This window comes from Pseudomonas fluorescens (genome assembly GCF_902497895.1).
GTDB classification, from domain to species: domain Bacteria; phylum Pseudomonadota; class Gammaproteobacteria; order Pseudomonadales; family Pseudomonadaceae; genus Aquipseudomonas; species Aquipseudomonas fluorescens_BP.
On the sequence record NZ_CABVHQ010000002.1, the window covers coordinates 163,264 to 189,445 of the forward strand.

Genomic DNA, 26,182 nt, shown 5'->3' on the forward strand with positions numbered 1-26,182 from the left:
CGAACGCGAGCAAACGGCTCAGCGACGGTCATCATTAACAGGACGATCCAGCGGGCGCACCCAGAACAACTCATGGCGGCGCACCGCCTTGCGGAAAAATTCGTCTTCCCCCGTGGCCGGCCAACGACGACCAGCCAATATGCGCTGAATCAACCGGCGCAAGCGTTTCTTCAAGGGTGGGCGACCTTGCAGATCATGCTGCATGCCCAGCGCCATGGCCTTGTCCAACCGGGTCTCGGCGCCAAGCGAGGGACTCCACAGCGCATCGGCCGGCAACGGCTCGATGGTCGGCGGCAGGGCAATCCCATAGCCCGCCGGCCCCATCGGCCAGCGATCGTTATCATGCAGGTGATTGGCATAGAGCAGCAGCGTGCGCGGCCGCCAGGCACTGATTTCGATCGCCTCGAGCAAGGCGCGGGTGCTGGCGACATGATCGCTGTGCGGGTCCAGTTCCGGGTGTGGAGTCACCACCACCTCGGGACGAAAATGCTCAAGCGAGCGAGCCAGATCGGCCACCAGATTGCGCCAGTTCGGCAGGCCATCGAGATCGCCGGGCAGTTTCAGCGGATTGTTGCGACGCCGCTCGCGAATGTCGCTTTCTCCCGATTCCCGCGAAGCAAAACCTTGCTCTGGCTGTTGCGCCATTGCGCTCAGTTGCAGGCAGTAGTAGCCCAATTGCACGCAATGCTGTTGTGGCACGCCGCCCCAGAGCGGCACCGCCAGGCTGTCCCAACTGCGCAGGCGGCCCTTGAGGCGAGCCGCCTGTGTGGCATCCAGGCCCAGATTTCGATAGTTCTCGGCTTCAATCTCACCCTGGGTCAGGGTGATGATCGAGACTTCGGCGGCCCGGCTATACAGACCGAACGCGGCCAGTTCGGCGTCGTCGGCATGGGGGGCTACGATCATCAGTCGCTGCTGGCCATAGTCAGGGTTGCTCAGGGCATGCAAAGTGGCCTGCTGCGCGACACTGCACAAGCGCCCACGTAGCGACAGCTGGCCCGCCGCCAAAGCGACCCCCTGCCCGGACAAATTGAGAAAGCGCTCGCCATCGACACCGCGTTCGAGATCCTGTCGATCCTCGCCGATCCATACATGCGGATCGAACAGCCGACCCAACCAGTTGGACTTGATACGTAGCTGCAGGACCAGCGTCTCGGCCTCGGCAAAGTCACCCGTCACCTGCAGGCGATCCATTAAAAGCGTCACCGGAAACTGCGGGGTGCCCGGCGCAAAGTCATAACGATAGTCGTCGCCTGGCGCATAGAACAAGTGGTCGGCAAACCACGCTTCATGAGCGACCCAGCCGAGCAACAGGAACAACGGCAGCGGCCACCAGGCAACGAAAATGCCAAACAACACCAGAATCACCAACGCCCCGAGCAGCACCAGACGCTTGTGCTTTCGGTGGCGCTTGAGCAACTGCTGCTTGCGTGCGCTCATGGCTGCATGACCTCGTTCAAACCTGGTAGACCGGGACCCGGTTACACCAGCGATCCTTGTATTCGCGATCGGCACGACCGAATGAGTAACGCAACGGCTTGCCGATTGCACGGGCCTGTTCCCACGCTGCCTGGGTATTGACGAAACTGAGCACGCTACCGGGGCTGAACTCACGGTTCTGTGGGTCCACGCCGCCGTTGATGTACTCCAGACTGATCCATTTCGGTGACTCCACCCTGTATAGAATCTGGATGGCTACCGGTGCATCGTTCAGGTAGATCAGCGAGCCGGTCATGAATTCACGCAACTGCGTGAATACCTCGGTCAGAAGCGTCTTGCCCGGCGCCTCGAAATTCCAGCGCCGCTGGAACAGGTCAGCATAGATGCTCGCCTGCTCGCTGGCGGTCAACTCCAGCATCGGCCTGATGGCACCGCCCGCCTCTTCCAGCAAACGCTGCTCGCGACGCTGGTTGTAGCGAAACTTCTTGCTGTAGTCCTCCGGCAGACGCGCCAACGCCAGGCCTTCCGGCTGCTCGGCAAGATTGGTGACAGTCTGGGCGTTGAGCTCGGAAACATAGCGCATGCGATGGCGCACGCGAATCCGCGCATCCTCGGCAACTGGCAGAATGATTTCGGCATTACCGAGGTCGAACAGGCCGCGCTTGCCTTCACGCTTGAGTACATCCTTGGACAAGGCCAGATAACGGCCCCAGGTCGGGATGGCGGCACGCAGATCACCGGCGACGAACCAGCCCAGATAGCGCACCGGAATACCCGCCAACCCGGCGAGGCGTTCGACCACATCGGGATGGCTCGCAACACTGCCACCAAATTCATGCCAGGCCTTGGCATAGGCAGTGGCATCAATAGGTGTCCAACCGTTCTCTCGCCAGGTTCGCAGATAACTCAGAATCAAACGTGAGACTCCGTCATAGCCTCATCGGTACTTTCGATGAAATCCTTTTCGTGCAGGCGTGCGTAGTGACCATTGAGCGCCAGCAGTTCGGCATGAGTACCGCGCTCGACGATCTGCCCCTGATCCATCAGCAGGATCAGATCGGCCTTCTCGATGGTCGTCAACCGGTGGGCGATGACCAGCGTGGTACGGCCTTTCATCACCTGGTCCAGGGCTGACTGGATGTGCCGCTCGGACTCGGTGTCCAGTGCCGAAGTGGCTTCATCGAGGATCAACAGCGGTGCGTTTTTGAGCAGTGCCCGGGCAATCGCCAGACGCTGGCGCTGGCCGCCGGACAACAACACGCCGTTCTCACCCACCAATGTGTCGTAACCCTGCGGCATTTGTTCGATGAACTCCGCGGCGTAGGCATCTTCAGCCGCCTTGCGGACATCTTCCATCGGCGCACCGGCCAGATCGCCATAGGCGATATTATTGGTGACGCTGTCGTTGAACAGCGTCACTTGCTGGGTCACCAGGGCGATATGCCGACGCAGGTTGATCAGCTTGTATTCCTCGACATCGAGCCCATCGAGGAGGATCTGGCCCTGGTCATGGTGATAGAAACGCGGAATCAGGTTGGCCAGGGTCGACTTGCCGCTGCCCGAGCGGCCAACCAGGGCGACCATCTGCCCGGCCTCGGCGGTGAACGAAATATCGTTGAGCACGACTTTTTCCGTGCCCGGGTACTGGAAGCTCAGGTTGCGCACTTCCAGACGCCCGCTGACTTGCTCGAGCTCCTTGGTGCCCTTATCGACTTCCGGTTCCTCATCCAGCTGTTCGAAAATGCTCTCGGCACCTGCCAGGCCCTTCTGAATCGTGGCGCTGACCTCGGACAACTGGCGGATCGGTTTCGGCAGCAGGCCGGCCGCAGTGATGTAGGCGATCAATTCACCGGCAGAGGCATCGCCGCGAAGATACAGGACCAGATACATCAGCACGGCCATGCCGACGTAGATCACCAATTGCAGGACCGGAGTGTAGATCGCCTGGGTGCGGGTCATGCCGAGGCTGCGGTTCATGTTATCGGCGCTGGCCGCATGGAAACGTTGTGTCTCGTAAGGCTCGCCGCCGAAGCTGCGCACCACGCGGTAGCCCTGAATGGTCTCCGAGGCCACATGGGTCACGTCGCCCATTGCCACCTGGATTTTTTTGCTTTGCTTGCGAAATTTCTTGCTGGCACTGCTCACCAGTATCGCAATCACCGGCAGGATCGCCAGCAGCACCAGGGTCATCTTCCAGTTGCTGTACAACAGGTAACCGAACAGAAAGACTACCGTCAGTCCTTCGCGGATGACCACCTTGATCGCATCGGTCGCGGCTCCCGTGACCATGGTCACGTTATAGGTGATCCGGGAAATCAGGTGACCGGAATTGTGATTGTCGAAATAGCGGTTAGGCAGGGTCAGCAAGTTGTCGAACAAGGCGCAACGCAGGTCGTGAACCACGCCGCGGGCGACCTTGGCCAGGTAATAGTTGCCGAGAAATGAGCCTATGCCTTGGTAGACCGCGATGAGCACAATCAACAACGGCACGCCGAGTACCAGGGAAACCCCCAGGAAACGGGCATCCGATGGTTTCTGCAGCGCATCGAGAAAATGCTTGAGCATGTCCGCCAGCATTGGCTGGCTGGAAGCGAACAGCACGAAGCCAACAATACTGATGGCAAACGCGCCCCAGTACGGGATGACATATTTCAGCAGTCGCATGTAGATTTTCATGCTGGACTGCTGGGAGGGAGTAGCCATATGGCGAGCCTCGTACGATTGAAAAAAGAGACAGGACGCGGATTGTAGCAGCGAACGAATTACAACATGGGCTAAGTCAGGGAGAGGTTCTGGAAAAGGACAGCCAAGGTCCGGCGGTTACCCGTAAACAACGAGTAAAATGAAACATAATGACCAACACTATATTGCAGGCTGGATATCCGAAACATTCACTGATATCCAGCCTCATTCATTTATATAGGCTGTTTTGAAACGCCAGCCCGGGTATCGCGCACTTGCAAGCGTCTCTTGCTTTCGCGGCTGGCCAGAACGGCGCTCAAACCGATCGGCAACCAGGTGATCAGCCAATCGGCATTAGGCTTGAGCCAAAGACCGATCCCGTCCGTCAACAACGATACGCTGGCGAATACCCACAAGGCCAATAGCGCCTGGCCCAACGGTACATCCCGACAAGACCAGCCACGCCAGCCGACCATGCCCCACAGCAACACGAACAGCAATAAGCCTGGTATACCAAAGCGCACGCCTACATCCAGAAACAGGTTGTGGGGATGCTTGAACGGCACGCCGCCTTCCGCAAGGTGAATCAGGTATTGATTGAATCCGACACCCAGTGTCCAGTGCTCCAGAATCAGCTGCGCGCCGCCTCTCCAGAGTTCGGGTCGGTATGAAACGCCGCGCTGGAGCAGAATCTCAGGCTCCAGCAACGCGATACAGCCGACACCTGCCAGCAACAGGAGAATGAAATATCCACATTTACGCGACTTCAAAGCTATTGCCATGACGAGCAGTGTCGCGGCCAGACCCATCCAGACCCCACGTGTCTGGCTAAACCCGAGAAACAACACATAGCCCAGCGCGGGCAGCAACAGCAGTAACGCAACCCAGGGTTTTACTCGCGTGGTCTTGAGCATGAACACACCGAGCAAGGCCAGGGCGCCCACGGCATGCGCAGCCATGATGATCGAGTTCCATACACCGATCGCGATGACTCGACTCTCAAGGGGCTGACCTTTCAGAAAATAATAATCGAGCCATGAGACACCGGCCAGAATGCCGCCAAATACGGAGGCGTACAGCAGCAGTTTCTCAAGGCTGATCACGGCATGCTGCGCGACCAGAACGATCCCCACCAGCGTGAGCCCCACGTAGAAAGGAACTTTGCTTTTACTGACCGGGTCAATCCCGCCCTGCATCAGCAGCACGAACAATGTCCACGCGGCAAACAGCCCGAACAAGAAAAACTCAGGCTGCTTCAATAACAAGCGAACATTGCGCTCAAACAACGCCAACAAGGCCGGCAACCAGAGAAAGACAATGATTAGCTGGTGGTACAACTTGGGGGTCGGCAGCAGCCAGGCCCCACACAGGAACACCACCATGCCTATAACAGCCCAGGAAGAAAGCACTCTACGAAGTATCATGTTTTCAGGACTTGTCATGCACTGCACTCAGCATTCGATTCGCGACTCTCTTGAGTTGATCGGCATCGGCTTCTTTCCAGCCGCCTTGAACGCAGTATTCATGGGTCATGTAATGCAAAAAGCTGCGACGAATACGCTCGTCAAGTTTCCAGTCAGGGAAAGCCTTTGCCAGTCCAATCAACTCATCGGATGAGTCCGCATGCACCACCAGCCCATCAATATTGAAGAAGGCCTGGCCCATGGTTAAAACCGGCTTGCCCAGCAACAGACTCTCCAGCCCCACGGTCGAGTTCAAGGTAATCACAAACTGACTGGACTCGATAAGCTGCTGAGTGGCATTGCCGTTGGCAAATAGCAAGCGCTCATGGGTTCGGGCATGCAATTCAGGGTAGGTTTCGCGACTCGACGGATGCTCTTTGAACACCACCGTCATGCCGGTTTCTCGAGCCAGGCGCTCACCCTGCACAAACATTTCGCGCATATTTCTCACCCACGGCGAGAAAAGCCGAACCTGGGTATCGCGATCATCCTGAAACGGGATGAATACGAACTGCTCGGGCAAGACAATCGGTGCAGGACCACTGGTACGGGGCTTTCGCGGAATCAGTGTGCGCGGGGTCTGATCCTCGCCTATCGGTGCGGGATGGTTGAGATAAAAATCGGCATCACGCGGAACGGAGTTGCGATAGTTGACACCCTTGCTATCTACAGTCGTGGTATCAGGCAACAGGCCGTTTTCGAAAAAGAAGGTTTTGCAACCGGGTGGCAGCAACGCCAATAGCAACTGGCTGTAACGATGCGCTCCATTCCAGACCACCAGCGCATCAGGTCGCTCCTGATCAAGCAAAGCCTGTGCTCTAAGCGCTACCCAGGTTAATTCCAGGCGCAACAACAGACGATAGAATCCACCCCTGGATTTGTTCTTGACCCGCCGCTCCTCGCACTTCTCCTCAATCAGGCCAGCCCAGTCGATACGACCGAGTACGCTGCCGATCCGCCAGGGCCGGGGCCATGGCATTTGCTGCGGGGTAACGACATGGCCCTGCAACTCGGTCTCATTGATCAGACGATTGAAATAAAGGCCTTGGTGCTTGGCCATGGAAATAAACAGCATTTTCGTCATTGCTTGTCCAAAAAATATGCTGCATCCATCCGACAAGGCGCTGCTTGACCAGTCCGACGAACCCGGTAGATTTCAACGATCGGTAGTGACGCGCAAGGTGCACCGAAGAGTGAAGCCTTGAAGTAGAAATTCAGCGCTACGGGTAATCGCCTGACGGACAAAACCGCTCCGGGAACCGCGCAATACAGGTGAATCCGGCATGAAAAAACTGACTGATTGTAGCATAGCGGTTTTTCGCCGTACCCCGCTGCGGTAACATAGTCGGCTGCCCATCCCCTCAGGCACAGCCTCTGGAGCCGTGATGCAAACGCTAGACCATGCCCGTTACCTGCACATGCGTGAGGGCGCCGAGGTTCTCGAAGCTGATGCCAAGGGAGATAAAGTGCTACGTCTGGCTGATGGCTCGATGCTCAAGCTGTTTCGGCGCAAGCGGTTGCTCACGTCCGCCCTCTGGGCGCCCTACGCCCGGCGCTTTGCTGACAATTGCACGGTTCTGCGCGAACGAAAAATCGAATGCCCACAGGTCCGCCAGCTCTATCGCATCCCCAGCATTGCACGAGACGCAGTGCACTACGATCCGCTACCGGGACACACCTTGCGCCAATTGCTGGGGGCGAACGCCGGTGATGACCTTCGCGCGCAACTGGGTGAGTTCATTGCGCGCCTGCACGAAGCAGGCATCTACTTTCGCTCCGCACATTTGGGCAACGTGGTGCTGACTCCGGAAAAAAACCTGGGCCTGATCGATATCGCCGACCTGCGGACCTACCGCTGCCCGTTGCGCAAGTCTCTGCGACTGCGCAACTTCAAGCACATGCTGCGTTATCGGGAAGATCGCGCCTGGCTGCTCGCGAACGAACAATTCCTCGAGCATTACCTGGCCAGCCAGCGCACCTGCAATGCACAGGAACTGACCCTGGCACTGCAGGCCTGAGCCCGGCAGCTCACAGATTCAGCCCACCGCGGGCAGCTTGAATGTCTCGAAATCCCGTGTCACGTCGTCGCCATGCAGCAAAGCTTCCAACAACTGCACGGTTTTGGCGAGGCCCTGCGCGCCGTACACCAAGTGGTACTCGGCAAAGCGCCGTGCCTGGGCGACATGCCCGGCGTAATCCTGCTCGACAGCCTGCAGTTGCCGGGAAAACTCGTCGCCATTGCTGACCTGAGGGCCGAAAAACAGGGCGTGGGAAAAGATGTCCTGATCGTTGCCCGCATTCACATACACCACGGGACGCCCCGCAAGCCCGGCCTCGATACCCGCATTGGACATGATGTTGACCACCACACTGACCTGCGCCAATGCCTGCGCCAGGGAGCATTGCGCATCAAGAAGCCCGACGTTCTGCAGCTGCGCCGAAGCCGTTGTCCAGAATGCGGCTCGACTGCGCGGGTGGCGCTTGAATAGCATCCGATAGCCTGGATGCTGCGCCGCCCAGTCGCGTAGCAATTGATAGGTGTGCTGATAACCGGATTCTTTTTCCTTATCCGGCCCCACGCCCAGGATCAGCAAGGTCCTGATGGCCGGATCCGCGACCGGCAGATCATAGGTTTCATCAGCCAGATAGGAACCCAGCAACACCACCGTCGACTCGCCGAACCGCAGCGGTCGCGTCCGCAAGGCATCCAGTGAACTGTGACCGAACACTCCATAATAGTCGTAGTCGTTCATCGCCAACCGCCGCGACGACTCCAACGTCGTGGCATGGGCCAGATGCAGCAGCCGAGCGCCCCGCGCAGCCAGCGCCAGGCGCAGGAAAGGCGCATGGAGACTGCCATTGCGCTCGTTGATCAGGACTTTGGGAGCGTGGGTCGTCACCAGCCACTGAGCATGCGCCGCATAGACCAGGTATCGCAGCGGCACGGGTTGCGGCGGCGCAAGCAGCATGCGCCTGGCGCAAGAGTGCTGCGGCGACCGCAAGGCAGCCTCGACCAAATGGTGTCCGCGTCGCCGCAAGGCATCTATCAGAATGTTCTTGCGTTGCAAGGCCATGGATTTCGGCGCCGAATGCAACAAAAGCACATCGCAGGGCTCAACGACGACGGAGTCACTCAGACTGAGTTTCGCGCGCACGCCTGACGCGACATCAACCAACACATCACGAGCGAAGCGTAACAGGCTGGCGAACCGGCCGTGACGCTCGCGCAGGATCTTCCAGCGATAGCGGTCCAGCTCGCGCGCCTTCTGCGCCCAGCTATTCCTGGCCTGGAACTCGCCCTCACCGGACGATGGCGTGGTCACGGGTTCCGGGCCGCTCATTTGAATATCAGCCGTATCGCCTTGCGGGTATAGGACCAGCGTGTGAACGTGCGCCAATCAGTGCGCAACGCCTGGAGATAGAATTTCCTGGCCAGTTGATACTCGCCCGCGCTGTAGCAGTCGCGAAACAACGACAGGCAGCGTTGCGCCAGAAACGCCTGACGCAAGTCATGTAACGCTTCGGGCATACGCTCGCGGGAAAAAACCTCATCGACCATCTCCGCGCCCGCCGCGAGGCTTTGGGTCAGGTCATGTCGCATGCTGTCGGCATGTTTGTAGATCAGCGCCAGAGGCTGATCGAGAACGCTGCAGGGAAAGCGCGCCAATACTTGAGCAAACACAGGAATATCTTCGACATTGCGCAAATGCACAGGATAGTTGCCTGGCGCGAAGACATCGCGATGCATCGCGCAGGCACCGTTGGAAATCGATACCGTTTTGTCCAGCAAGTAGCCGCGCACCCGCTGTCGCGCAGTGGCGGGCAACGGCTTTACCGTATGCAGGCTGCGCTTGCCGTCGGCGAACACCGACCAGTGACCACCAATGATCAGGCGGCTTTCAGGATTGCCGACAATGTGTTGCGTCAGCGCGGCCAGCGCACCCGGAGCCATCTCGTCATCCGCGTCGAGGAAGATCAGGTACTGCCCTTTGGCCTCCTCAATCCCGCGATTGCGAACCGAAGACAGCCCGCCATTGGGTTTGCGCAACGCGCGAAAACGTCCAACGTGGTCCGCCTGAAGTTTTTCCAGCACCTGAGGGGTCTCGTCGGTTGAGCCGTCATCAATGACCAACAACTCCGCCCGGGCCTCATCCAGCTGCGCCAGCACCGACTCCACCGCACGCGGTAGAGTCCGGGCATAGTTGTAGGCCGGAATAACGACGCTGATCAATGTCTCAGACAAGACCTTGCCCTTCCACCCCGTCCTTCACCACCAGAATGTCTTCCATGATCAGGTACTGCAGGTCAGAACCGAAGAACATGTTCAGCGCATCAGTCGGCGAACAGATCATCGGCTCGCCACGGCGGTTGAGCGAGGTGTTCAGCGCCACGCCGTTACCGGTCAGCACTTCCAGCGCTTTCATCATGTCGTAGTAGCGCGGGTTATATTCGCGCTTGAGCACCTGGGCGCGGGACGTGCCGTCTTCGTGGACAACTTCCGGCACGCGGGCTTTCCACTCCTCGGACACTTCGAAGGTGAAGGTCATGAACGGCGCCGGGTGATCGATCTTGATCATCTGCGGGGCGACAGTGTCGAGCATCGACGGGCAGAAAGGCCTCCAGCGCTCGCGGAACTTGATCTGATGGTTGATCCGGTCAGCCACGCCAATGGCGCTCGGGCAACCGATGATCGAACGCCCGCCCAAGGCCCGCGGACCGAACTCCATGCGGCCCTGGAACCAGGCCACCGGATGGCCATCGACCATGATCCTGGCAATGCGTTCCGGGGTGTCGTCGATCTGGCGCCAGGTCGGCTTGCTCGGGTGACGGGCACACGCGGCGATCACGTCTTCGTTGCTGTAGGACGGGCCGAGATAGACGTGTTCCATCTTCTCTACCGGTACGCCACGAGCGTGGGAAACGTAGGCTGCGGCACCGACTGCGGTACCGGCATCGCCGGACGCCGGCTGCACGAACAGCTCCTTGATGTCGTCACGCGCGATGATCTTCTGGTTCAGTTTGACGTTCAGCGCACAGCCACCAGCGAAGGCCAGCTTGCCGGTTTCCTTGAGAACATCGCCCAGGTAATGGTCGATCATCTGCAACGCCAGTTTCTCGAACAGCGCTTGCATGCTCGCGGCGTAGTGGATATAGGGTTCGTCGGCGATATCGCCTTCGCGTTTCGGGCCCAGCCATTCGATCAGTTTCGGCGTGAAGTAGAAGCCTTTGCCCTTCTCTTTATAGCGGCGCAAGCCGATGACGTTGGCGTACTCGGTATTGATCACCAACTCGCCGTTTTCAAAACTGGCCAGACGCGAGAAATCGTACTTGCCGGCATCGCCATACGGCGCCATGCCCATAACCTTGAATTCGCCGTCGAGCATTTCGAAGCCGAGGAATTCGGTGATCGCGCCATACAGGCCGCCGAGGGAATCCGGGTCGAAGAATTCCTTGATCTTGTGAATCTTGCCGTTCTCTCCATAACCGAAGAAGGTCGTGGCGTATTCACCCTTGCCGTCGATCCCGAGGATCGCGGTTTTCTCTTTGAAACCGGAGCAATGGTAAGCACTGGAGGCGTGAGCCAAGTGGTGCTCGACCGGCTCGATCTTGATTTTCTTCGGATCGAAGCCCAGTTGCTGGAGGCACCAGACGATCTTGTTGCGGTAACGCTTGTAACGACGGTTGCCCATCAGAATCGCGTCGAGGGCGCGGTCCGGGGCGTACCAGTAACGCTTGGCGTAGTGCCAGCGAGCCTCGCCGAACAGGCTGATCGGGGCGAATGGAATCGCTACCACATCAACGTCGGAAGGTTTGATACCGGCCTGCTCCAGGCAGAACTTCGCCGATTCGTAGGGCATGCGGTTCTTTGCATGTTTATCGCGTACGAAGCGCTCTTCTTCAGCCGCTGCAACCAGCTTGCCGTCGATGTACAGGGCTGCGGAAGGATCATGGCTAAGGGCGCCGGACAGGCCAAGAATCGTCAATGCCACAGGGGTCTAGCCTCTTTTGTCTGCATGCAGGCGGTGAGTGCCTGAGAAAAGTGTGTCCTCGCAAGGGGCGAGAAACAGCTAAAGCGCGGGATTATAGCGTAAAGATGGCGGGAATTACCCAGAGGTTATCAGCCCCGTGACGATGATCCTGGGCGAAAGCTTTCGCCTCCGCTCATTCGCGACCTGCGCTCCAGTAAATGTTGATATTGCCATCGGTACTCTGCCGGTAAATCGTATACGGCAGGAAAACCGTGTCGAAGACACCTGACAGGGCCAAATCCAATAATACAAATGGCACAAGCATGCCTGAGGGATCCGGCGGCGCGTTAAATATACAAAAATCATAAGCCAGACCGCTGTAAACACGAGAAATGGACTGACAGTAAGTCTTTTGCTTCCTTAGATCACGGGCCGCCTCAGCCTCATCTTGCAGCACTGTACTGAACGAGCCACAGCCAGCCAAAGCCAGTGAGAAAACGCCGAGCGAAACAGCCATTTTAATAGTCACAACCTGCCCTCCGAGAACGTCAGGCAAACTAGCACCACGGCTGTAGATGCTACAGATCACGACATCCCTGGATCGCGTAGGACAATTCATAACAACTTGTCGCCCCTGCGCCCCCTGTAGGAGCGAGCTTGCTCGCGATGGACTTTAACGATAACGCATGCTTTCTGAATAAACGCGCCGCCCTTGCGTCCATCGCGAGCAAGCTCGCTCCTACAGGGCTTGCCGATCTACTGGTCGCTATCGATGGTTTTCGGCAAACGCTGATCAATCACTTGATACAACGCACTGCTCTCGGGCCAGTTGCGCATGAACCGTGCGCGGTCCCGGGCATAGGCCGGGGCGAAGCTGATGGCCGAGTGGTGCTGACACATCGAGTCCAGATCGATCAGCGCCCAGCGTTGGTGATCCCAGAGCAGGTTGTGCCCCTTGAAATCCCCGTGGCTGATGCGTTCGCTGATCAACTCGGCGAACAACTGCTCCAGCGCCTGCAACTCGGGTTCCGGGGCATCTCCGCTCTCGACGAAGGGTGCGAAGCGCTCGATGATGTCCGGCCCCGGCAGGTATTCGGTGACCAGATAAGCACGACTGCGCAGCCAGAGAAATCGCTTCTCCAGCAAGGCCAGCGGCTTGGGCGTGGCAATCCCGAGGAATGCCAGGCGATTGCCTTCGCGCCAGGAATGCCAGGCCCGGCTCGGGCGCCAGAAGCGTTTGAGCCAATGGGCGAAGCCCTTGATGTTGTAGCGTTTGACCAACAGCGTGCGACCCGCCACCTCGACCCGCCCGACACTCGCCGCACCGCCGGTTTTGTGCAGGTGACCCTGATCGAGCAAGGCATTGGCTTGCTCCAGCACCGGCAACATGGCGGCCTCTTCCTCGCGACGAATCGCGCGCAAGGCGAACGCTCCGCGCTGCACACTGAACAGGGTGCACTCACGGCCAATTTTGTTCAGGTAGTCTTTCAAGCGCCAGCTGCGCACTTTGTTCACCTGCTTTTGCAGGGCTTCGAGTGGCAAGGCGTGTTCGCCGTTGCTCAACAGGTAATGCACCAGCAGTTCTTCGGTGAACGGCTCGAGCGCCTTGGGTAGCTGGGCGAAAAACACCCCGAGGTTCTCCAGGACTTTTTGCCGGGACAGGGGTTTACCCGCCTGCTCGACACAGATTCCTGCGCCATCGATCAAATGCAGCCGGCCCTGATGACGCAGCAGGTTGTCCAGATGCAGATCTTCCTGCCACAAACCTTTGCGATGCAGTTGCCCAATGGCCGCCAGCGCTTCAGCCAGCACCGCTTGCTGCTCATCGGCCAACGCCGGCAGCGCTTCGACGTTTTTCCAGGCATCGCCGAGGCTTTCAGCGCCTTCCAGAAAATCAAACAACAACCAGCCACCCTCGCCGTCCTTCAAGCCATCGGCCAACAGCAGCGGCGTGGTGATGCCCTGCTCGGCAAGCAGACGTGCGCCCGTCAGCTCACGCTGGAAATGCCGGGCAGCCTTGCTACCCACCAGCAATTTGGCGAGGACCGGTCGCCCGCGCCAGACGCCGGCGCCGACATAACGCTGGCCCGGCAACACCCGCAACAAGCTGAGCAGCTGTAATTGGGCCGGGCCGGCAGCGTCCGCCAGTTCAAGACTCAGCGGCAGGCGCGGAGAGCGACCGGCATTCTTCAGTTCGGACAAACGCATTAGCGGGCCTCCTTGTGACTGCGTCGCGCGGTCAGACGCTGAACCCAGGTATCAACCATCGGACTGCGAGCAGGTTGCTCCAGATAAGCTGCGAGCAGCTCCCGTATTTCGTCTTCGCTCCAGACATGAGCCCGACGCAATAGGGGTTCAAGATCCTTGACCCGATCACGTCGGCCGAACAACAACGGCCGGCTTTTTTCCAGGTCGATCAGTTGTGCCTGATAACCATCGTCGCAGGCCTGTACAAAGATATGTTTAGGATAGAAGCAACCATGCACCTGGCGCACCGCATGCAGCTGTCGCGCCAGCACACCGCATGCCCGCAGGATTGCTGTCCGCTGTGCAGCGTCGAGCTGCGCCCATTGCGGTAACAGTGAATCCAGGTCGTCCCAGTCATCCAGGGCGCGAGTCAGCAGAATCGCCCGGGTCTCGCCAGCCACTTTACGCTCGCCGAAAAACACTGCCTGCAAGACCGGAACACCCAACTGTCGATAGTGCCGGATAGTGCGAAATTCCCGAGCAAAACTGGGCTCGCCAAAGGGTCGCCGCAACGAGCGCGTCAGGTAGTTGCTCTGGCGTTTGAGGTAATAACCCTGACCTTCCAGCTCCAGCCGAGAAACGCTGCTCCAGCCACCATGAAGAGTATTGGGTTCATCGACCGCGTCGAGCTGCTTGGCCCACAGCGCATCGAAGTTATCGAGGCCGTGGCGCTCGAGTAGCGCACGGTCTTCGGCGGCGAGGAAATCAGTCATTCACGTCCCTCGAAAAATCTCACGACATGCCGGATCCGGCGCTTGTCAGCCGCGTCGAGCCGGGTCCGTTGCCGATACTGCAGATAGAAGCGCAGGCGCTGGGTGGCTGACAAGTGATACTTGGCCACCTTGTCGAGACACGCCAGGTCCTTGGTGATTCGATAGCTGAGCCAGAACCCGCGCCAGAAGTCGCCATTCGGGCAGTCGATCAGAAACAGTTTCGCCTGGTCGTCGATCAGCAGATTGCGCCACTTCAAATCATTATGCGTGAAGCGTTGATCGTGCATGATTCGCGTGTAATCAGCCAGCTGCCGACTGACCCGATCGACCCAGGCCCGGTCGGCCAACAAGGGATCGTTGCGAGCGGCCAGGGCCGCCAGATCTTCGGTTCGCGGCAGTTCGCGGGTGATCATCGCCCCGCGATCATAGGTTGCGCCCCGGCGCTCCAAGCCCCAGGCGACGATCTCGGCAGTCGGGATACCCCACTTGGCGAAGCGTTTGAGGTTCTGCCATTCGGACTTGACTCGCGGCTTGCCCAGATAGCGGCGCAAACCCTTGCCGGCGCCGCTGTAGCGCTTGACGTAATAGTTGACGCCATTGCGCTCGACGCGGATCACCTCGGACAGCGGGTCGCGGGTCAGCCGCTCACCCTGCAGGGCAAACACGGCGTCCAGGCTACCAAAGTCTTTCGCCAGATCGCTGTAGGCGGGCTCAAGGTTCCAGCCCGCCATCAGAGCGCATCTCCGTAGCGCTGTTTACGCTCGTAGAGTTTGTTGGCCTTGCCCTCCAGACGCGCAAGCAATGGCGCCTCATCGCGCAAAATCTGGCGCAATGGCTGTTGAAAGTAACCCTTGAGGAAACGCAGCTTGTCGCGCGGGGTCAGGCCGATGTCCAGCGCCGAAAAATACAACGCCGCCAAGTCCTTGTTGCGCCAGCGCCGGGTGATGGCCGGACGGGTCTGGGCACGGTGCAGGTCGATCACCGAGAGTTTCAAGTCGTCGGCCGTCACCGGCTTATCGGTGTGCAGCAGGAAATGGCAGATGTAGCAGTCGCGATGGTTGACCCCGGCGCGGTGCATCATGCCGGTCATGCGCGCCACTTCAGCGATCAGCGCGCGCTTGAGCCTGGGCTCCGGCGGCTGCTTGAGCCAGTCGATGCTGAAATCTTCAAGGCTGACGGTGGGCGCCAGTTCTTCGGTGACGATGAACGAATGCTGATCCGCCGGATTGCTGCCGCGTTCACCGTAGGCAACCGCGGTCATGGTCGGCACACCCGCTTCATGCAGGCGTTCCAGCGCCTGCCATTCCTGGCCGGCACCGAGTACCGGGAGTTTGGCGGTGAGCAAATTCTTGAAGATCTCGCCCCAACCGATCCCACGGTGGATTTTCACAAAGTAACCGCGACCCGCGACTTCCGTGCGCAAGGTACGCCGCGCTTCCAGCTCGCGGTAAACCTGACCGCTCAGCTCCTCGACGTCGGCGAACGCATCACGCCCGGCCCAAAGGGTCTTGAAGGGTTCGGCAAGAATCAACTTCATCGGTGTTGCTCCGCCAGAATCACATCCGCAGCGTGCTGCGGCATGCTATAGAGGTCAGCCGTTTGCGCGAAGGCCAGGCCATTACGGCTCCAGGCCTTACGCGCTGCATCGTCGGCCAACATGCCGCTCAGGTATTGAGTGAGCTGCGCCTGTTCAAACGGCTCGTCCAGCACCAGGCCACTGTCGGCCTCGGCGATGTAATGGGCGTAACCGCAAACCGCGCTGACCAGCACCGGCAAACCGGCGACCAGCGCTTCGAGCAGGACGGTACCGGTATTTTCGTTGTACGCCGGGTGGATCAACAGATCGGCGCCCAGCAGGAACCGCGGAATATCGCTACGCCCCTTGAGAAACTGCACCTGATCGCCCAGGCCCAGCGCCGCACTCTGCAATTGGAATACTTTGGGGTCGTCCTGGCCAATGACAAATAGCCGGGTGCGCTTCTTCAGTTCAGCCGGCAGTGCCGCCAGTGCCTTGAGGCTGCGGTCGACGCCCTTGGTCTTGAACCCGGAACCGATCTGCACCAGCAGCAGATCGTCGTCGGCCAGCTTGAATTCGCGGCGGAACTCGGCGCGAATTTCAGCGGCATTGGGCGGTGCGCGCCGGTCCTGAGCGATGCCCGGCGGCAGCAGGTGAAACCGCTGCAACGGCGTGTCGTAATGCTTGATGAACAGCGGTTGCTGGACTTCGGAAATCATCAGGATTTCGGTTTTGGCGTCCCGGGCGAACACCGCACGCTCGTACTCGGCGAAGTGCCGGTAGCGGCCCCAGCGGCGATACAGCGAGTTGCGCAGGTTCTGCGCCTTGTCCTCGAAGCAGCCGTCGGCGGCGTAGTACACGTCCAGGCCGGGCATCTTGTTGAACCCGATCAAGCGATCCACCGGACGCTTGGCCAGGTCGGCTTCCATCCAGGCGCTGAGTTTCTCGTTGCGTCGATGGTTGAAGATCGCCTTGACCGGCGCCACCAGCACTTCGAAACCCGGCGGGATATCACCTTCCCAGATCAGCGTGTAGACGCGAATCTGATGGCCGCGCTGCTGACACTCCAGGGCGATGCGCATGAAATCGCGCTGCAGGCCACCAAACGGGAAATATTTATACAGGACAAAAGCCAATTGCATCAGCGCAGCTCCTCAGCCAGTAACAACGTGCTTAATCGGCTCGCGACACGCTCGGGATTCAGGCGAGTGAAGCACAGTGGCCACTCACGTTTCAGGTCAAACCGCTGCTGATCTTCAGCAGTCGGCTGATAGGTGCATTTCTTTTGCAGGCACGGCGCGCAGCTTGGAAAGTCACTCGCCAGATGGATCTGGCTCTTGCCGTAGGCGCCGGTCAGGCCCGGGTTGGTCGGACCGAACAGCGACAGGGTCGGCACGTCCAGCGCCGCCGCCAAGTGACCCAGACCCGTATCCACCGCGACACACGCCTGCGCGCCAGCGAGCACCTTGGCCACACCGGCCAGGTTCAGCTTGGGCAGAACCTGGGCGTTCTCCAGATCGCTGGCAATACGTTCGGCTCGAGCCTTCTCCGCCGGGTTGCCCCACGGCAACTTCACCTCGACGCCCAGTTGGCCCATGCGTTCGGTGAGTTCGCGCCAATAGGCTTCGGGCCAGTGTTTGGTATCCCAGGTAGTGCCGTGCAGGAACAGCACATAAGGATTCTTGCGCGGCAGTTCGACCAGTTTCTCGACGCTCAGGCCGTAGTCACCCAGGCCTTTGGGCAGGTCATAACCCAGCGCCACCGCGAACAATTGACGTAAACGCTCTACTGCATGCTGCCCACGGGCCACCGCCAGCCGCCGCGAATAAAAACGCGCGGCCAAGGGTTCGCGGGCCGAGTCACGATCAAAACCGGCCACCGGCGCCCTGACATAACGCGTCAGCCAGGCGCTTTTGAGCAAACCCTGGGCGTCGATCACCAGATCGTATTGAGTCGCCCGAATGCTTTGCTTGAAGCGCCGCCATTCGCCACTTTTGATGGTTTGCCAGATGTTCTGGCGCCAGCGCCGGATGGCCACTGGAATCACCTTGCCAACGGCCGGGTGCCAGGTCGGAATCTCGGCAAAGCCTTCCTCCACCACCCAGTCGAAGGTGATCCCGGGAATCGCCCGCGCCGCATCGGTCAATGCCGGCAAGGCATGAATGACGTCACCCAGGGAGGAGGTCTTGATCAACAATACCCGCAACTTACTTGACCTCGACCACAGAGCCCTGCAACCGCTGCAAGGCGTCGACCACCGGTTGCGCCAGGAGCTGGCGCAAGCAGTTGTAATGGCCGAAACGGCAGGTACGATCAAAGCATGGACTGCACTCGATCCCCAGCCGGACAATTTCGACCTTCTCGGCCAACGGCGGAGTGAAGCCTGGCGAGGTTGAACCGTAGACCGCCACCAGCGGCCGGTTCAACGCCGCCGCCACGTGCATCAGACCGGAGTCGTTGGACACCACCGCATCGGCGCAGGACATCAGGTCGATGGCCTCGGCCAGCGAGGTGCCGCCACTGAGGTTCACCGACTCTTCACGCAGGCCGGGAATCAGCCGTGCGCGAATGTCTTCACCCACCCCGTGATCGTTTTTCGAACCAAACAGCCAGACCTGCCAGCCCTCGCGAATCTTCGTCTCGGCAACTTTGGCGTAATGCTCGGACGGCCAGCGCTTGGACTCGCCAAACTCGGCACCCGGACACAAAGCCAGTACCGGACGATCCAGCGCCAGGTCGAACTTGGCCAGCGCGACGGCGCGAGTGTCGTGGTCAATCTGCAGGGATGGCCGCGGATAGGGTTGGGGCAGCTCGATGCCGGGCTCATAGGCCAGGGCCATGAAGCGCTCGATCATCAACGGGTAACGTTCTTTATCGAGGGTGCGCACATCATTGAGCAAGCCGTAGCGGAACTCGCCCCGCCAACCGGTACGTTTCGGGATACCTGCAAAAAACGGCACCAGCGCCGATTTCAGCGAGTTAGGCAGCAAAATCGCCTGGTCGTACTGACCGCTCAGGGATTTGCCTATACGCCGGCGGGTCGCCAGTTCGAGCACGCCATGGCCGAGCGGAAAGCTCAAGGCCTGCCGCACTTCGGGCATGCGTTCAAGGATCGGCCGGCTCCACTCGGGGGCCAGTACGTCGATCTCGCACTGTGGGTGGCGTTGTTTCAGACACTGAAAGAGTGTCTGCGCCATCACCATGTCACCGACCCAACTGGGCCCAACGATCAGAATTTTCATGTGGTTTCCAAAAACGAACCGGGGAGGCATACGCCTCCCCGCCTCGATAATCCAGCACCTGCAGCCAAGGCTGCCAGGTCATTTGGACGAGCCGTTTGGGGCTCGCCGGATCAAATTTCTTGCACATCATGCCAGTCAGCATAACCCTTGTGGCGAGGGGGCTTGCCCCCGCTGGACCGCGGAGCGGTCCCAAACTCAGGCACCGCTATCTGTCAGACAAATCGCGTCAGCCGGCTTTGCGACTGCTTCGCAGCCGAACGGGGGCAAGCCCCCTCGCCACATAAAGCCTCGCCGCTCCGCAAATCAGTTTCAGCTTAGCCCCAGCTCACGCCAGATCCGCAACACTTGCCGCCGTTCGTCCACGAACTGGTTGCCGGCGATCACCCCGGCCTCATTCTGCAAGGCCTGACGGTGAGCGGCCGAACGGTAAGCCTTATAGACCTCGCGCAACAGGCTGGCATCTTCGGCGGGCATCAGTCCGACCTCCTCCAACCCTTCCAGAATGCGGATATTGTCGGTATAGCGCAGCAACGACGGGTGCTCTTCAGACCACGCCAGAGCCGCGTATTGCACCATAAATTCAATGTCGACGATACCACCGGCGTCCTGCTTGATATCGAACCGCGCCGTGGCCTCGAAGGCATTTGCCGCGGTTCCGGCGGCGGTAGCCTTCGTGCCCAGATTGTCGCGCATCTTGGCGCGCATCTCGCTGACTTCCTGACGCAACGTGGCCAAGTCACGCTGGCGCCCCAACACAGCGGCGCGGACGTTCTCGAATGCCGCTGCGACCTGCTTGCAACCGACCAACACCCGCGCCCGCACCAGCGCCTGATGCTCCCAGGTCCAGGCTTCATTCTGCTGATAACGCTCGAAAGCGCCGAGAGAGCTGACCAACAGCCCCGAAGCTCCGGAGGGTCGCAGACGCATGTCCACTTCATACAACTGACCGGAGTTGGTCTGGGTGGTCAGCAAATGGATGATCCGCTGACCCAACCGGGTAAAGAATTGCGCACCATCGATGGGTTTGGCGCCATCGGTTTCCGCCTGCGGATCGCCGTCATGGATAAACACCAGGTCCAGGTCGGAACCATGCCCGAGCTCCAGGCCACCGACTTTCCCGTAACCGACGATGATGAAACCCGGATCACACAAGGTGCCATCTGCGCGTTGCGGCAAACCGTATTTAGCCACTGTCTGGCGCCAGGCCAGCGCCAGCACTTGCTCGAGAATCGCCTCGGCCAGCCAGGTCAGGTAGTCACTGACCTTCATCAGCGGCAGGCTGCCGGCGATTTCCGAAGCAGCCACTCGCAGCCGATGGGCCAGCTTGAAGTGACGCAAGGCTTCCATCTGCTGTTCCAGGTCATCCTCGGGGATCCGCGTCAACCGTTCGCGCAATTCGGCGGCCAGTTCCGGCGCCAGCGGCGGCTTGAACAAGCGACCTTCGTTGAGCAACTCATCGAGCAATAGCGGGAAGCGGGTGATCTGTTCAGCAATCCACGGACTGGCTGCGCACAAGGTCAGCAGTCGTCGCAGGGCTCCCGGGTTTTCCGTGAGCAGCACCAGATAAGCGGAACGCCGCGCCACTGCCTCTACCAGCGGCAACACCCGCTCCAGCACCAGATCCGGATTGGCATGTTCCACGGCCTGAGCCAGCAATCGCGGAATAAACGCATCGAGCCGTTCCCGACCGAGGCGCTGCATGGCACGCAACTGCGGGCTGGCGCGCAGGCCGGCCAAGGTTTTCAAGGCTTTGGGCCCATCGACGAAACCACCCTCCTCCAATTGTCGGCAGGCGACCTCTTCGTCCTGGGCTTCTTCCCACAGTGGCAGCCATTCACCGCCGACCACCACTGCGCTTTCGTCACCCTCGTCTTCATCAGGGTCGGCAATGACCTGGCGGAAGTGCCAGTCCACCCGGCCGCGCCAGTACATCAGCTGTTCATGGAAGGCTTTCCAGTCGGCAAAACCGAGCATAAAGGCGATTCGCGCCTGATCCCGCTCTCCATCAGGGAGCATTTGCGTCTGCCGGTCAGCGATCGCCTGGATAGCGTGCTCGGTGTAGCGCAGGAACTCGTAACCTTCGCGTAATTCACTGACCACCGTGGGCGGCAGATAACCCTGTCCTTCCAGGGTGCTCAGCACTTTTAACAACGGACGCTGCTGCAAACTCAGGTCGCGGCCGCCGTGAATCAACTGGAACGCCTGGGCGATAAACTCGACTTCGCGGATCCCGCCGGAACCGAGCTTGATGTTCTCGGCCATGCCTTTGCGCCGGACTTCCTGCTGGATCAGCTGCTTCATGGTGCGCAGCGCTTCGATCGCGGAAAAGTCCAGATAACGCCGGTAAACGAATGGCCGCAGCATATCGAGCAATTGCGCGCCGGCAACCTGATCCCCGGCCACCACCCGCGCCTTGATCATCGCGTAGCGTTCCCAGTCGCGGCCCTGGTCCTGGTAGTACTGCTCCAGCGCGTTGAAGCTCAGCACCAGCGAGCCGGACGAACCATAAGGTCGCAGACGCATGTCGACGCGGAACACGAAGCCGTCGACGGTCATCGGGTCCAGCGCCTTGATCAGGCGCTGGCCAAGACGAATGAAAAACTCCTGGTTATCCAGCGGCCGCTTCACGCCGACAGTCTCGCCGCCTTCGGGGTAGGCGAAGATCAGATCGATGTCGGAAGACAGGTTCAGCTCCACCGCGCCGAGCTTGCCCATGCCGAGGATGACCATCTCCTGTGGTTCGCCACTGCGCCGGCCGGTGGGCGTACCGAACTGCTGGCAATGGCGCTGATACAACCATTGATAAGCCTGATCGATGCTGGCATCCGCCATGTCCGACAGATCGCGACAGGTCCGCAGCAGATCCGCCTGGCGGTTCAGGTCGCGCCAGATGATCCGCACCTGATGCCGGGCGCGCTGACGACGCAGGGCCCGACCGAGCTCATCGTCGCTCTGCGCCAGCTGCACGGCCGCGGCGATCTGGCCACACAGCTCGCCGGGGGCATAGCTGCGGTCCAGTTCGCCGGACTGCACCAGTTCAAGCAACATCACCGGGTCGCGGACACTCTGCTCAATGACGAAGTCGCTGGCCGCGCTGACACGGGCCAATTGCGCCCAGCGCTCGGGGGGCCAGGCCGACAAGCCATGATCGTGTTCCAGCGCGGCAACAGCAGTACGCAACGATTGCTCGGCGCGGCTGACCGATGGCAGAAGAATCGCCGGGAGTTCGGCAAGCGTGGGCAGGCTCATGGTCTATCCTTGATCGGCGTGTAAGAGGCCGTTTGTAGTGAATGTGCAGAACGCGCTACGAAACCGACTGTCGAACAAAAGTTATAAATAGCTGAAAATTCCAGTTTCTTGGCAGGCAACATCAAGCTTCGCCCTATTTGAGTTGACCCCATACCAACATTAACGATTATTCTCACAACATAGCAGGAGGCCACGAGCCGTTCATCTGTAGTTTTACTACTCGTATATACATCCGAAGAGCTGAAATGGCCGACGATTTGTAGTAAAACTACACGCCGCCGGAACAACCTCTCGGCAATCCAAGAATTTATATCGTCTGCCCACAAGGCCAGCCGCTAACTCAGGCAACCGATTCTGGAAGCCTTTCCGCCCTGGAGCAAGCCATGCAAGACCTCGATCCCGTCGAAACCCAGGAATGGCTGGACGCCCTGGAATCGGTTCTCGACAAAGAAGGCGAAGACCGTGCTCATTATCTGATGACCCGTATGGGCGAACTCGCTACCCGCAGCGGTTCGCAACTGCCCTACGCCATCACCACGCCGTACCGCAACACGATCCCCGTTACCCACGAAGCACGCATGCCTGGCGACCTGCTCATGGAACGCCGCATTCGCTCGCTGGTACGCTGGAACGCGTTGGCCATGGTCATGCGTACGAACCTGAAAGATTCTGACCTTGGCGGTCACATCTCCAGCTTCGCTTCCAGTGCGACCCTGTATGACATCGGCTTCAACTACTTCTTCCAGGCTCCGACCGACGAGCACGGCGGCGACCTGATCTACTTCCAGGGCCACGCTTCCCCTGGGGTCTACGCTCGCGCCTTCATGGAAGGCCGCATCACCGAAGACCAGATGAACAACTTCCGCCAGGAAGTCGATGGCAAGGGTCTGTCGTCCTATCCACACCCTTGGCTGATGCCCGACTTCTGGCAGTTCCCGACCGTTTCCATGGGTCTGGGTCCGATCCAGGCGATCTACCAGGCACGTTTCATGAAGTACCTGGAAGCCCGCGGTTTCATCCCGGCCGGCAAACAGAAAGTCTGGTGCTTCATGGGCGACGGCGAGTGTGACGAGCCGGAATCCCTGGGTGCGATTTCCCTCGCCGGCCGCGAGAAGCTGGACAACCTGATCTTCGTCATCAACTGCAACCTGCAGCGCCTCGACGGCCCGGTTCGCGGCAACGGCAAGATCATCCAGGAACTCGAAGGCGTGTTCCGCGGTGCCCAGTGGAACGTGAACAAGGTCATCTGGGGCCGTTTCTGGGACCCACTGCTGGCCAAGGACACCGACGGTATCCTGCAACGCCGGATGGACGAAGTCATCGACGGCGAGTACCAGAACTATAAAGCCAAAGACGGCGCGTTCGTGCGTGAACACTTCTTCAACTCGCCAGAACTCAAGGCAATGGTTGAAGACCTGTCCGACGACGAGATCTGGAAACTCAACCGTGGCGGCCACGACCCGTACAAGGTCTACGCGGCATACCACGAAGCGGTCAACCACAAAGAACAACCGACCGTCATCCTGGCCAAGACCATCAAAGGTTATGGCACCGGCGCCGGCGAAGCGAAGAACACCGCGCACAACACCAAGAAAGTCGATGTCGAGAGCCTGAAGTTGTTCCGTGATCGCTTCGACATTCCGGTCAAAGACAGCGAGATCGAAAACCTGCCGTTCTTCAAACCTGAAGAAGGCAGCGCCGAAGCCCGTTACCTGAGCGAACGTCGCACCGCACTGGGCGGCTTCGTGCCTCAGCGTCGCGCCAAGAGCTTCAGCCTTCCGACCCCGCCACTGGAAACCCTCAAGGCGATCCTTGACGGTTCCGGCGATCGTGAAATCTCCACCACCATGGCCTTCGTGCGGATTCTTTCGCAACTGGTCAAGGACAAGGAAGTCGGCCAGCGCATCGTGCCGATCATCCCGGACGAAGCCCGTACCTTCGGTATGGAAGGCATGTTCCGCCAGTTGGGCATCTACTCCTCCGTCGGCCAGCTCTACGAGCCAGTCGATAAAGACCAGGTGATGTTCTACCGCGAAGACAAGAAAGGCCAGATCCTCGAAGAAGGCATCAACGAAGCGGGCGCCATGAGCTCCTTCATTGCCGCCGGTACTTCGTACTCCAGCCACAACCAGCCGATGCTGCCGTTCTACATCTTCTACTCGATGTTCGGCTTCCAGCGTATCGGCGACCTGGCCTGGGCCGCTGGCGATAGCCGCACCCGTGGCTTCCTGATTGGCGGCACCGCCGGCCGTACCACGCTTAACGGCGAAGGCCTGCAGCACGAAGACGGTCACAGCCACTTGCTGGCAGCGACCATCCCGAACTGCCGTACCTTTGATCCAACCTACGGCTACGAGCTGGCGGTGATCATTCAGGACGGCATGAAGAAGATGACCGAAGAGCAGCAGGACGTCTTCTACTACATCACCGTGATGAACGAGTCTTACCAGCAGCCAGCCATGCCGGCCGGTGTCGAGGCTGGCATCATCAAGGGCATGTACCTGCTCGAAGAGGATACCCGCGAAGCGGCGCACCACGTACAGCTGATGGGCTCCGGCACCATCCTGCGTGAAGTCCGTGAAGCGGCGAAGATTCTGCGTGAACAGTTCAATGTCGGCGCTGACGTCTGGAGCGTTACCAGCTTCAACGAACTGCGTCGCGATGGCCTGGCCGTGGAACGCACCAACCGTCTGCACCCGGGTCAGAAGCCTAAGCTGAGCTACGTCGAAGAGTGCCTGAACGGCCGTCAAGGTCCGGTCATTGCTTCTACCGACTACATGAAGCTGTTTGCTGAACAAATTCGTCAGTGGGTCCCGTCCAAGGAATTCAAAGTCCTGGGCACCGACGGTTTCGGTCGCAGTGACAGCCGCAAGAAGCTGCGTCACTTCTTCGAAGTCGACCGTCATTTCGTGGTGTTGGCAGCCCTGGAAGCCTTGGCTGACCGTGGTGATATCGAACCTAAAGTGGTGGCTGAAGCCATCGCCAAGTTCGGGATCAACCCGGAAAAACGCAACCCACTGGACTGCTGAGGAGATTTTCTGTGAGCGAACTCATTCGCGTACCTGACATCGGCAGCGGTGAAGGTGAAGTAATTGAACTGATGGTCAAGGTTGGCGATCGCATCGAAGCCGACCAGAGCATCCTGACGCTTGAGTCGGACAAGGCAAGCATGGAGATCCCTGCGCCAAAGGCCGGGATCGTCAAAAGCCTGAAAGTGAAGCTCGGCGATCGCCTGAAAGAAGGCGACGAACTGCTGGAACTGGAAGTCGAGGGTGCCGCTGCCGCGGCGCCAGCGGCTGCCGCCAAGGCCGAAGAAAAACCAGCTGCCGCCCCTGCTCCTGCAGCGGCTGCACCGGCCGCCGCGCAAGCCGCTGCAACCACTCAGCAAGTGCACGTGCCGGACATCGGTTCGTCGGGCAAGGCCCAGATCATCGAGATCCAGGTCAAGGTCGGCGACACCGTCGAGGCTGATCAGTCGCTGATCACCCTGGAATCCGACAAGGCCAGCATGGAAATCCCTTCGCCCGCCGCTGGCGTGGTTGAAAGCATCAGCGTCAAGCTCAACGACGAAGTCGGCACTGGCGACCTGATTCTGGCTCTTAAAGTGGCGGGTGCAGCTGCACCGGCTGCCGCCGCGCCAGCCCAGGCCGCTGCTCCGGCC

At 59.6% G+C, this 26,182-nt stretch carries 20 protein-coding genes; 3 read left to right on the plus strand and 17 right to left on the minus strand.

Annotation, left to right across the window (positions count from 1 at the left end; translation table 11 throughout):
- Positions 1–18 precede the first annotated feature (18 nt).
- The 5 genes from F8N21_RS01815 to F8N21_RS01840 all read right to left on the minus strand — a co-directional run bounded on the left by F8N21_RS01815 (position 19) and on the right by F8N21_RS01840 (position 6,669).
- Complete coding sequence (locus F8N21_RS01815; RefSeq protein WP_150640480.1) at positions 19–1,440, minus strand: PIG-L deacetylase family protein; 1,422 nt, start codon at positions 1,438–1,440, stop codon at positions 19–21.
- Positions 1,441–1,456: 16 nt separating this feature from the next.
- Positions 1,457–2,353 carry a GNAT family N-acetyltransferase gene (locus tag F8N21_RS01820; protein ID WP_150640498.1) on the minus strand — a complete coding sequence of 299 codons (897 nt, stop codon included), beginning with the start codon at positions 2,351–2,353 and terminating at the stop codon, positions 1,457–1,459.
- The gene (msbA, locus tag F8N21_RS01825; RefSeq protein WP_150640481.1) at positions 2,353–4,143 is read right to left on the minus strand and encodes a lipid A export permease/ATP-binding protein MsbA; all 1,791 of its coding nucleotides are present in this window, start codon (positions 4,141–4,143) and stop codon (positions 2,353–2,355) included. Before msbA ends, F8N21_RS01820 begins: the two co-directional genes overlap by 1 nt.
- Before the next feature lie 212 nt (positions 4,144–4,355).
- On the minus strand, positions 4,356–5,546 hold the full coding sequence (locus F8N21_RS01835; protein WP_191624158.1) for an O-antigen ligase family protein: 1,191 nt from the start codon (positions 5,544–5,546) through the stop codon (positions 4,356–4,358).
- Positions 5,547–5,550: 4 nt separating this feature from the next.
- A complete protein-coding gene (locus tag F8N21_RS01840; protein ID WP_150640483.1) occupies positions 5,551–6,669 on the minus strand; it encodes a capsular biosynthesis protein in 1,119 nt (372 codons plus the stop codon).
- Between the two features lie 301 nt (positions 6,670–6,970).
- Between F8N21_RS01840 and F8N21_RS01845 the strand changes: the two genes are divergently transcribed.
- The gene (locus tag F8N21_RS01845; protein ID WP_150640484.1) at positions 6,971–7,603 is read left to right on the plus strand and encodes a toluene tolerance protein; all 633 of its coding nucleotides are present in this window, start codon (positions 6,971–6,973) and stop codon (positions 7,601–7,603) included.
- An 18-nt stretch (positions 7,604–7,621) separates the two neighbouring features.
- On the opposite strand, the gene F8N21_RS01850 is transcribed toward F8N21_RS01845, so the two are convergent.
- The 12 genes from F8N21_RS01850 to glnE all read right to left on the minus strand — a co-directional run bounded on the left by F8N21_RS01850 (position 7,622) and on the right by glnE (position 22,521).
- A complete protein-coding gene (locus F8N21_RS01850) occupies positions 7,622–8,926 on the minus strand; it encodes a capsule biosynthesis protein (protein ID WP_224788147.1) in 1,305 nt (434 codons plus the stop codon).
- Positions 8,923–9,828, minus strand: coding sequence for a glycosyltransferase family 2 protein (locus F8N21_RS01855; protein WP_150640485.1), 906 nt, complete (start codon positions 9,826–9,828; stop codon positions 8,923–8,925). The genes F8N21_RS01850 and F8N21_RS01855 overlap by 4 nt, the downstream gene beginning before the upstream one ends.
- Positions 9,821–11,575 (minus strand): carbamoyltransferase, encoded by a 1,755-nt coding sequence (locus F8N21_RS01860; RefSeq protein WP_150640486.1) that lies wholly within the window; start codon positions 11,573–11,575, stop codon positions 9,821–9,823. The genes F8N21_RS01855 and F8N21_RS01860 overlap by 8 nt, the downstream gene beginning before the upstream one ends.
- A 172-nt stretch (positions 11,576–11,747) precedes the next feature.
- On the minus strand, positions 11,748–12,083 hold the full coding sequence (locus F8N21_RS01865; protein ID WP_150640487.1) for a YceK/YidQ family lipoprotein: 336 nt from the start codon (positions 12,081–12,083) through the stop codon (positions 11,748–11,750).
- Between the two features lie 227 nt (positions 12,084–12,310).
- A complete protein-coding gene (locus tag F8N21_RS01870) occupies positions 12,311–13,762 on the minus strand; it encodes a lipopolysaccharide kinase InaA family protein (protein WP_150640488.1) in 1,452 nt (483 codons plus the stop codon).
- Complete coding sequence (locus F8N21_RS01875; protein ID WP_150640489.1) at positions 13,762–14,514, minus strand: lipopolysaccharide kinase InaA family protein; 753 nt, start codon at positions 14,512–14,514, stop codon at positions 13,762–13,764. Before F8N21_RS01875 ends, F8N21_RS01870 begins: the two co-directional genes overlap by 1 nt.
- Entirely contained in the window at positions 14,511–15,245 is a 735-nt protein-coding gene (locus F8N21_RS01880; protein WP_150640490.1) for a lipopolysaccharide kinase InaA family protein, read from the minus strand. The genes F8N21_RS01875 and F8N21_RS01880 overlap by 4 nt, the downstream gene beginning before the upstream one ends.
- Positions 15,245–16,051 (minus strand): lipopolysaccharide core heptose(I) kinase RfaP, encoded by an 807-nt coding sequence (gene rfaP / locus F8N21_RS01885; protein WP_150640491.1) that lies wholly within the window; start codon positions 16,049–16,051, stop codon positions 15,245–15,247. Before rfaP ends, F8N21_RS01880 begins: the two co-directional genes overlap by 1 nt.
- Complete coding sequence (locus tag F8N21_RS01890) at positions 16,048–17,172, minus strand: glycosyltransferase family 4 protein (protein ID WP_150640492.1); 1,125 nt, start codon at positions 17,170–17,172, stop codon at positions 16,048–16,050. Before F8N21_RS01890 ends, rfaP begins: the two co-directional genes overlap by 4 nt.
- A complete protein-coding gene (waaC, locus tag F8N21_RS01895) occupies positions 17,172–18,236 on the minus strand; it encodes a lipopolysaccharide heptosyltransferase I (protein WP_150640493.1) in 1,065 nt (354 codons plus the stop codon). Before waaC ends, F8N21_RS01890 begins: the two co-directional genes overlap by 1 nt.
- Before the next feature lies 1 nt (position 18,237).
- Entirely contained in the window at positions 18,238–19,272 is a 1,035-nt protein-coding gene (gene waaF / locus F8N21_RS01900) for a lipopolysaccharide heptosyltransferase II (protein ID WP_150640494.1), read from the minus strand.
- 309 nt (positions 19,273–19,581) lie between these two features.
- A complete protein-coding gene (gene glnE, locus F8N21_RS01905; protein ID WP_150640495.1) occupies positions 19,582–22,521 on the minus strand; it encodes a bifunctional [glutamate--ammonia ligase]-adenylyl-L-tyrosine phosphorylase/[glutamate--ammonia-ligase] adenylyltransferase in 2,940 nt (979 codons plus the stop codon).
- Positions 22,522–22,904: 383 nt separating this feature from the next.
- On the opposite strand from glnE, the gene aceE reads away from it, so the two are divergent.
- Together aceE and F8N21_RS01915 are read left to right on the plus strand one after the other, a co-directional pair.
- The gene (aceE, locus tag F8N21_RS01910) at positions 22,905–25,550 is read left to right on the plus strand and encodes a pyruvate dehydrogenase (acetyl-transferring), homodimeric type (protein WP_150640496.1); all 2,646 of its coding nucleotides are present in this window, start codon (positions 22,905–22,907) and stop codon (positions 25,548–25,550) included.
- Positions 25,551–25,561: 11 nt separating this feature from the next.
- On the plus strand, positions 25,562–26,182 hold a 621-nt coding region (locus F8N21_RS01915; protein ID WP_318184071.1), incomplete at its 3' end, for a biotin/lipoyl-containing protein.

Excerpts from the sequence above, each read along its gene's own strand:
- F8N21_RS01815 (WP_150640480.1), bottom strand. The coding sequence starts at position 1,440 with ATGAGCGCACGCAAGCAGCAGTTGCTCAAGCGCCACCGAAAGCACAAG.
- msbA (WP_150640481.1), bottom strand. The coding sequence starts at position 4,143 with ATGGCTACTCCCTCCCAGCAGTCCAGCATGAAAATCTACATGCGACTG.
- F8N21_RS01835 (WP_191624158.1), bottom strand. The coding sequence starts at position 5,546 with ATGATACTTCGTAGAGTGCTTTCTTCCTGGGCTGTTATAGGCATGGTG.
- F8N21_RS01840 (WP_150640483.1), bottom strand. The coding sequence starts at position 6,669 with ATGACGAAAATGCTGTTTATTTCCATGGCCAAGCACCAAGGCCTTTAT.
- F8N21_RS01845 (WP_150640484.1), top strand. The coding sequence starts at position 6,971 with ATGCAAACGCTAGACCATGCCCGTTACCTGCACATGCGTGAGGGCGCC.
- F8N21_RS01850 (WP_224788147.1), bottom strand. The coding sequence starts at position 8,926 with ATGAGCGGCCCGGAACCCGTGACCACGCCATCGTCCGGTGAGGGCGAG.
- F8N21_RS01870 (WP_150640488.1), bottom strand. The coding sequence starts at position 13,762 with ATGCGTTTGTCCGAACTGAAGAATGCCGGTCGCTCTCCGCGCCTGCCG.
- F8N21_RS01875 (WP_150640489.1), bottom strand. The coding sequence starts at position 14,514 with ATGACTGATTTCCTCGCCGCCGAAGACCGTGCGCTACTCGAGCGCCAC.
- F8N21_RS01880 (WP_150640490.1), bottom strand. The coding sequence starts at position 15,245 with ATGGCGGGCTGGAACCTTGAGCCCGCCTACAGCGATCTGGCGAAAGAC.
- rfaP (WP_150640491.1), bottom strand. The coding sequence starts at position 16,051 with ATGAAGTTGATTCTTGCCGAACCCTTCAAGACCCTTTGGGCCGGGCGT.
- F8N21_RS01890 (WP_150640492.1), bottom strand. The coding sequence starts at position 17,172 with ATGCAATTGGCTTTTGTCCTGTATAAATATTTCCCGTTTGGTGGCCTG.
- waaF (WP_150640494.1), bottom strand. The coding sequence starts at position 19,272 with ATGAAAATTCTGATCGTTGGGCCCAGTTGGGTCGGTGACATGGTGATG.
- glnE (WP_150640495.1), bottom strand. The coding sequence starts at position 22,521 with ATGAGCCTGCCCACGCTTGCCGAACTCCCGGCGATTCTTCTGCCATCG.
- aceE (WP_150640496.1), top strand. The coding sequence starts at position 22,905 with ATGCAAGACCTCGATCCCGTCGAAACCCAGGAATGGCTGGACGCCCTG.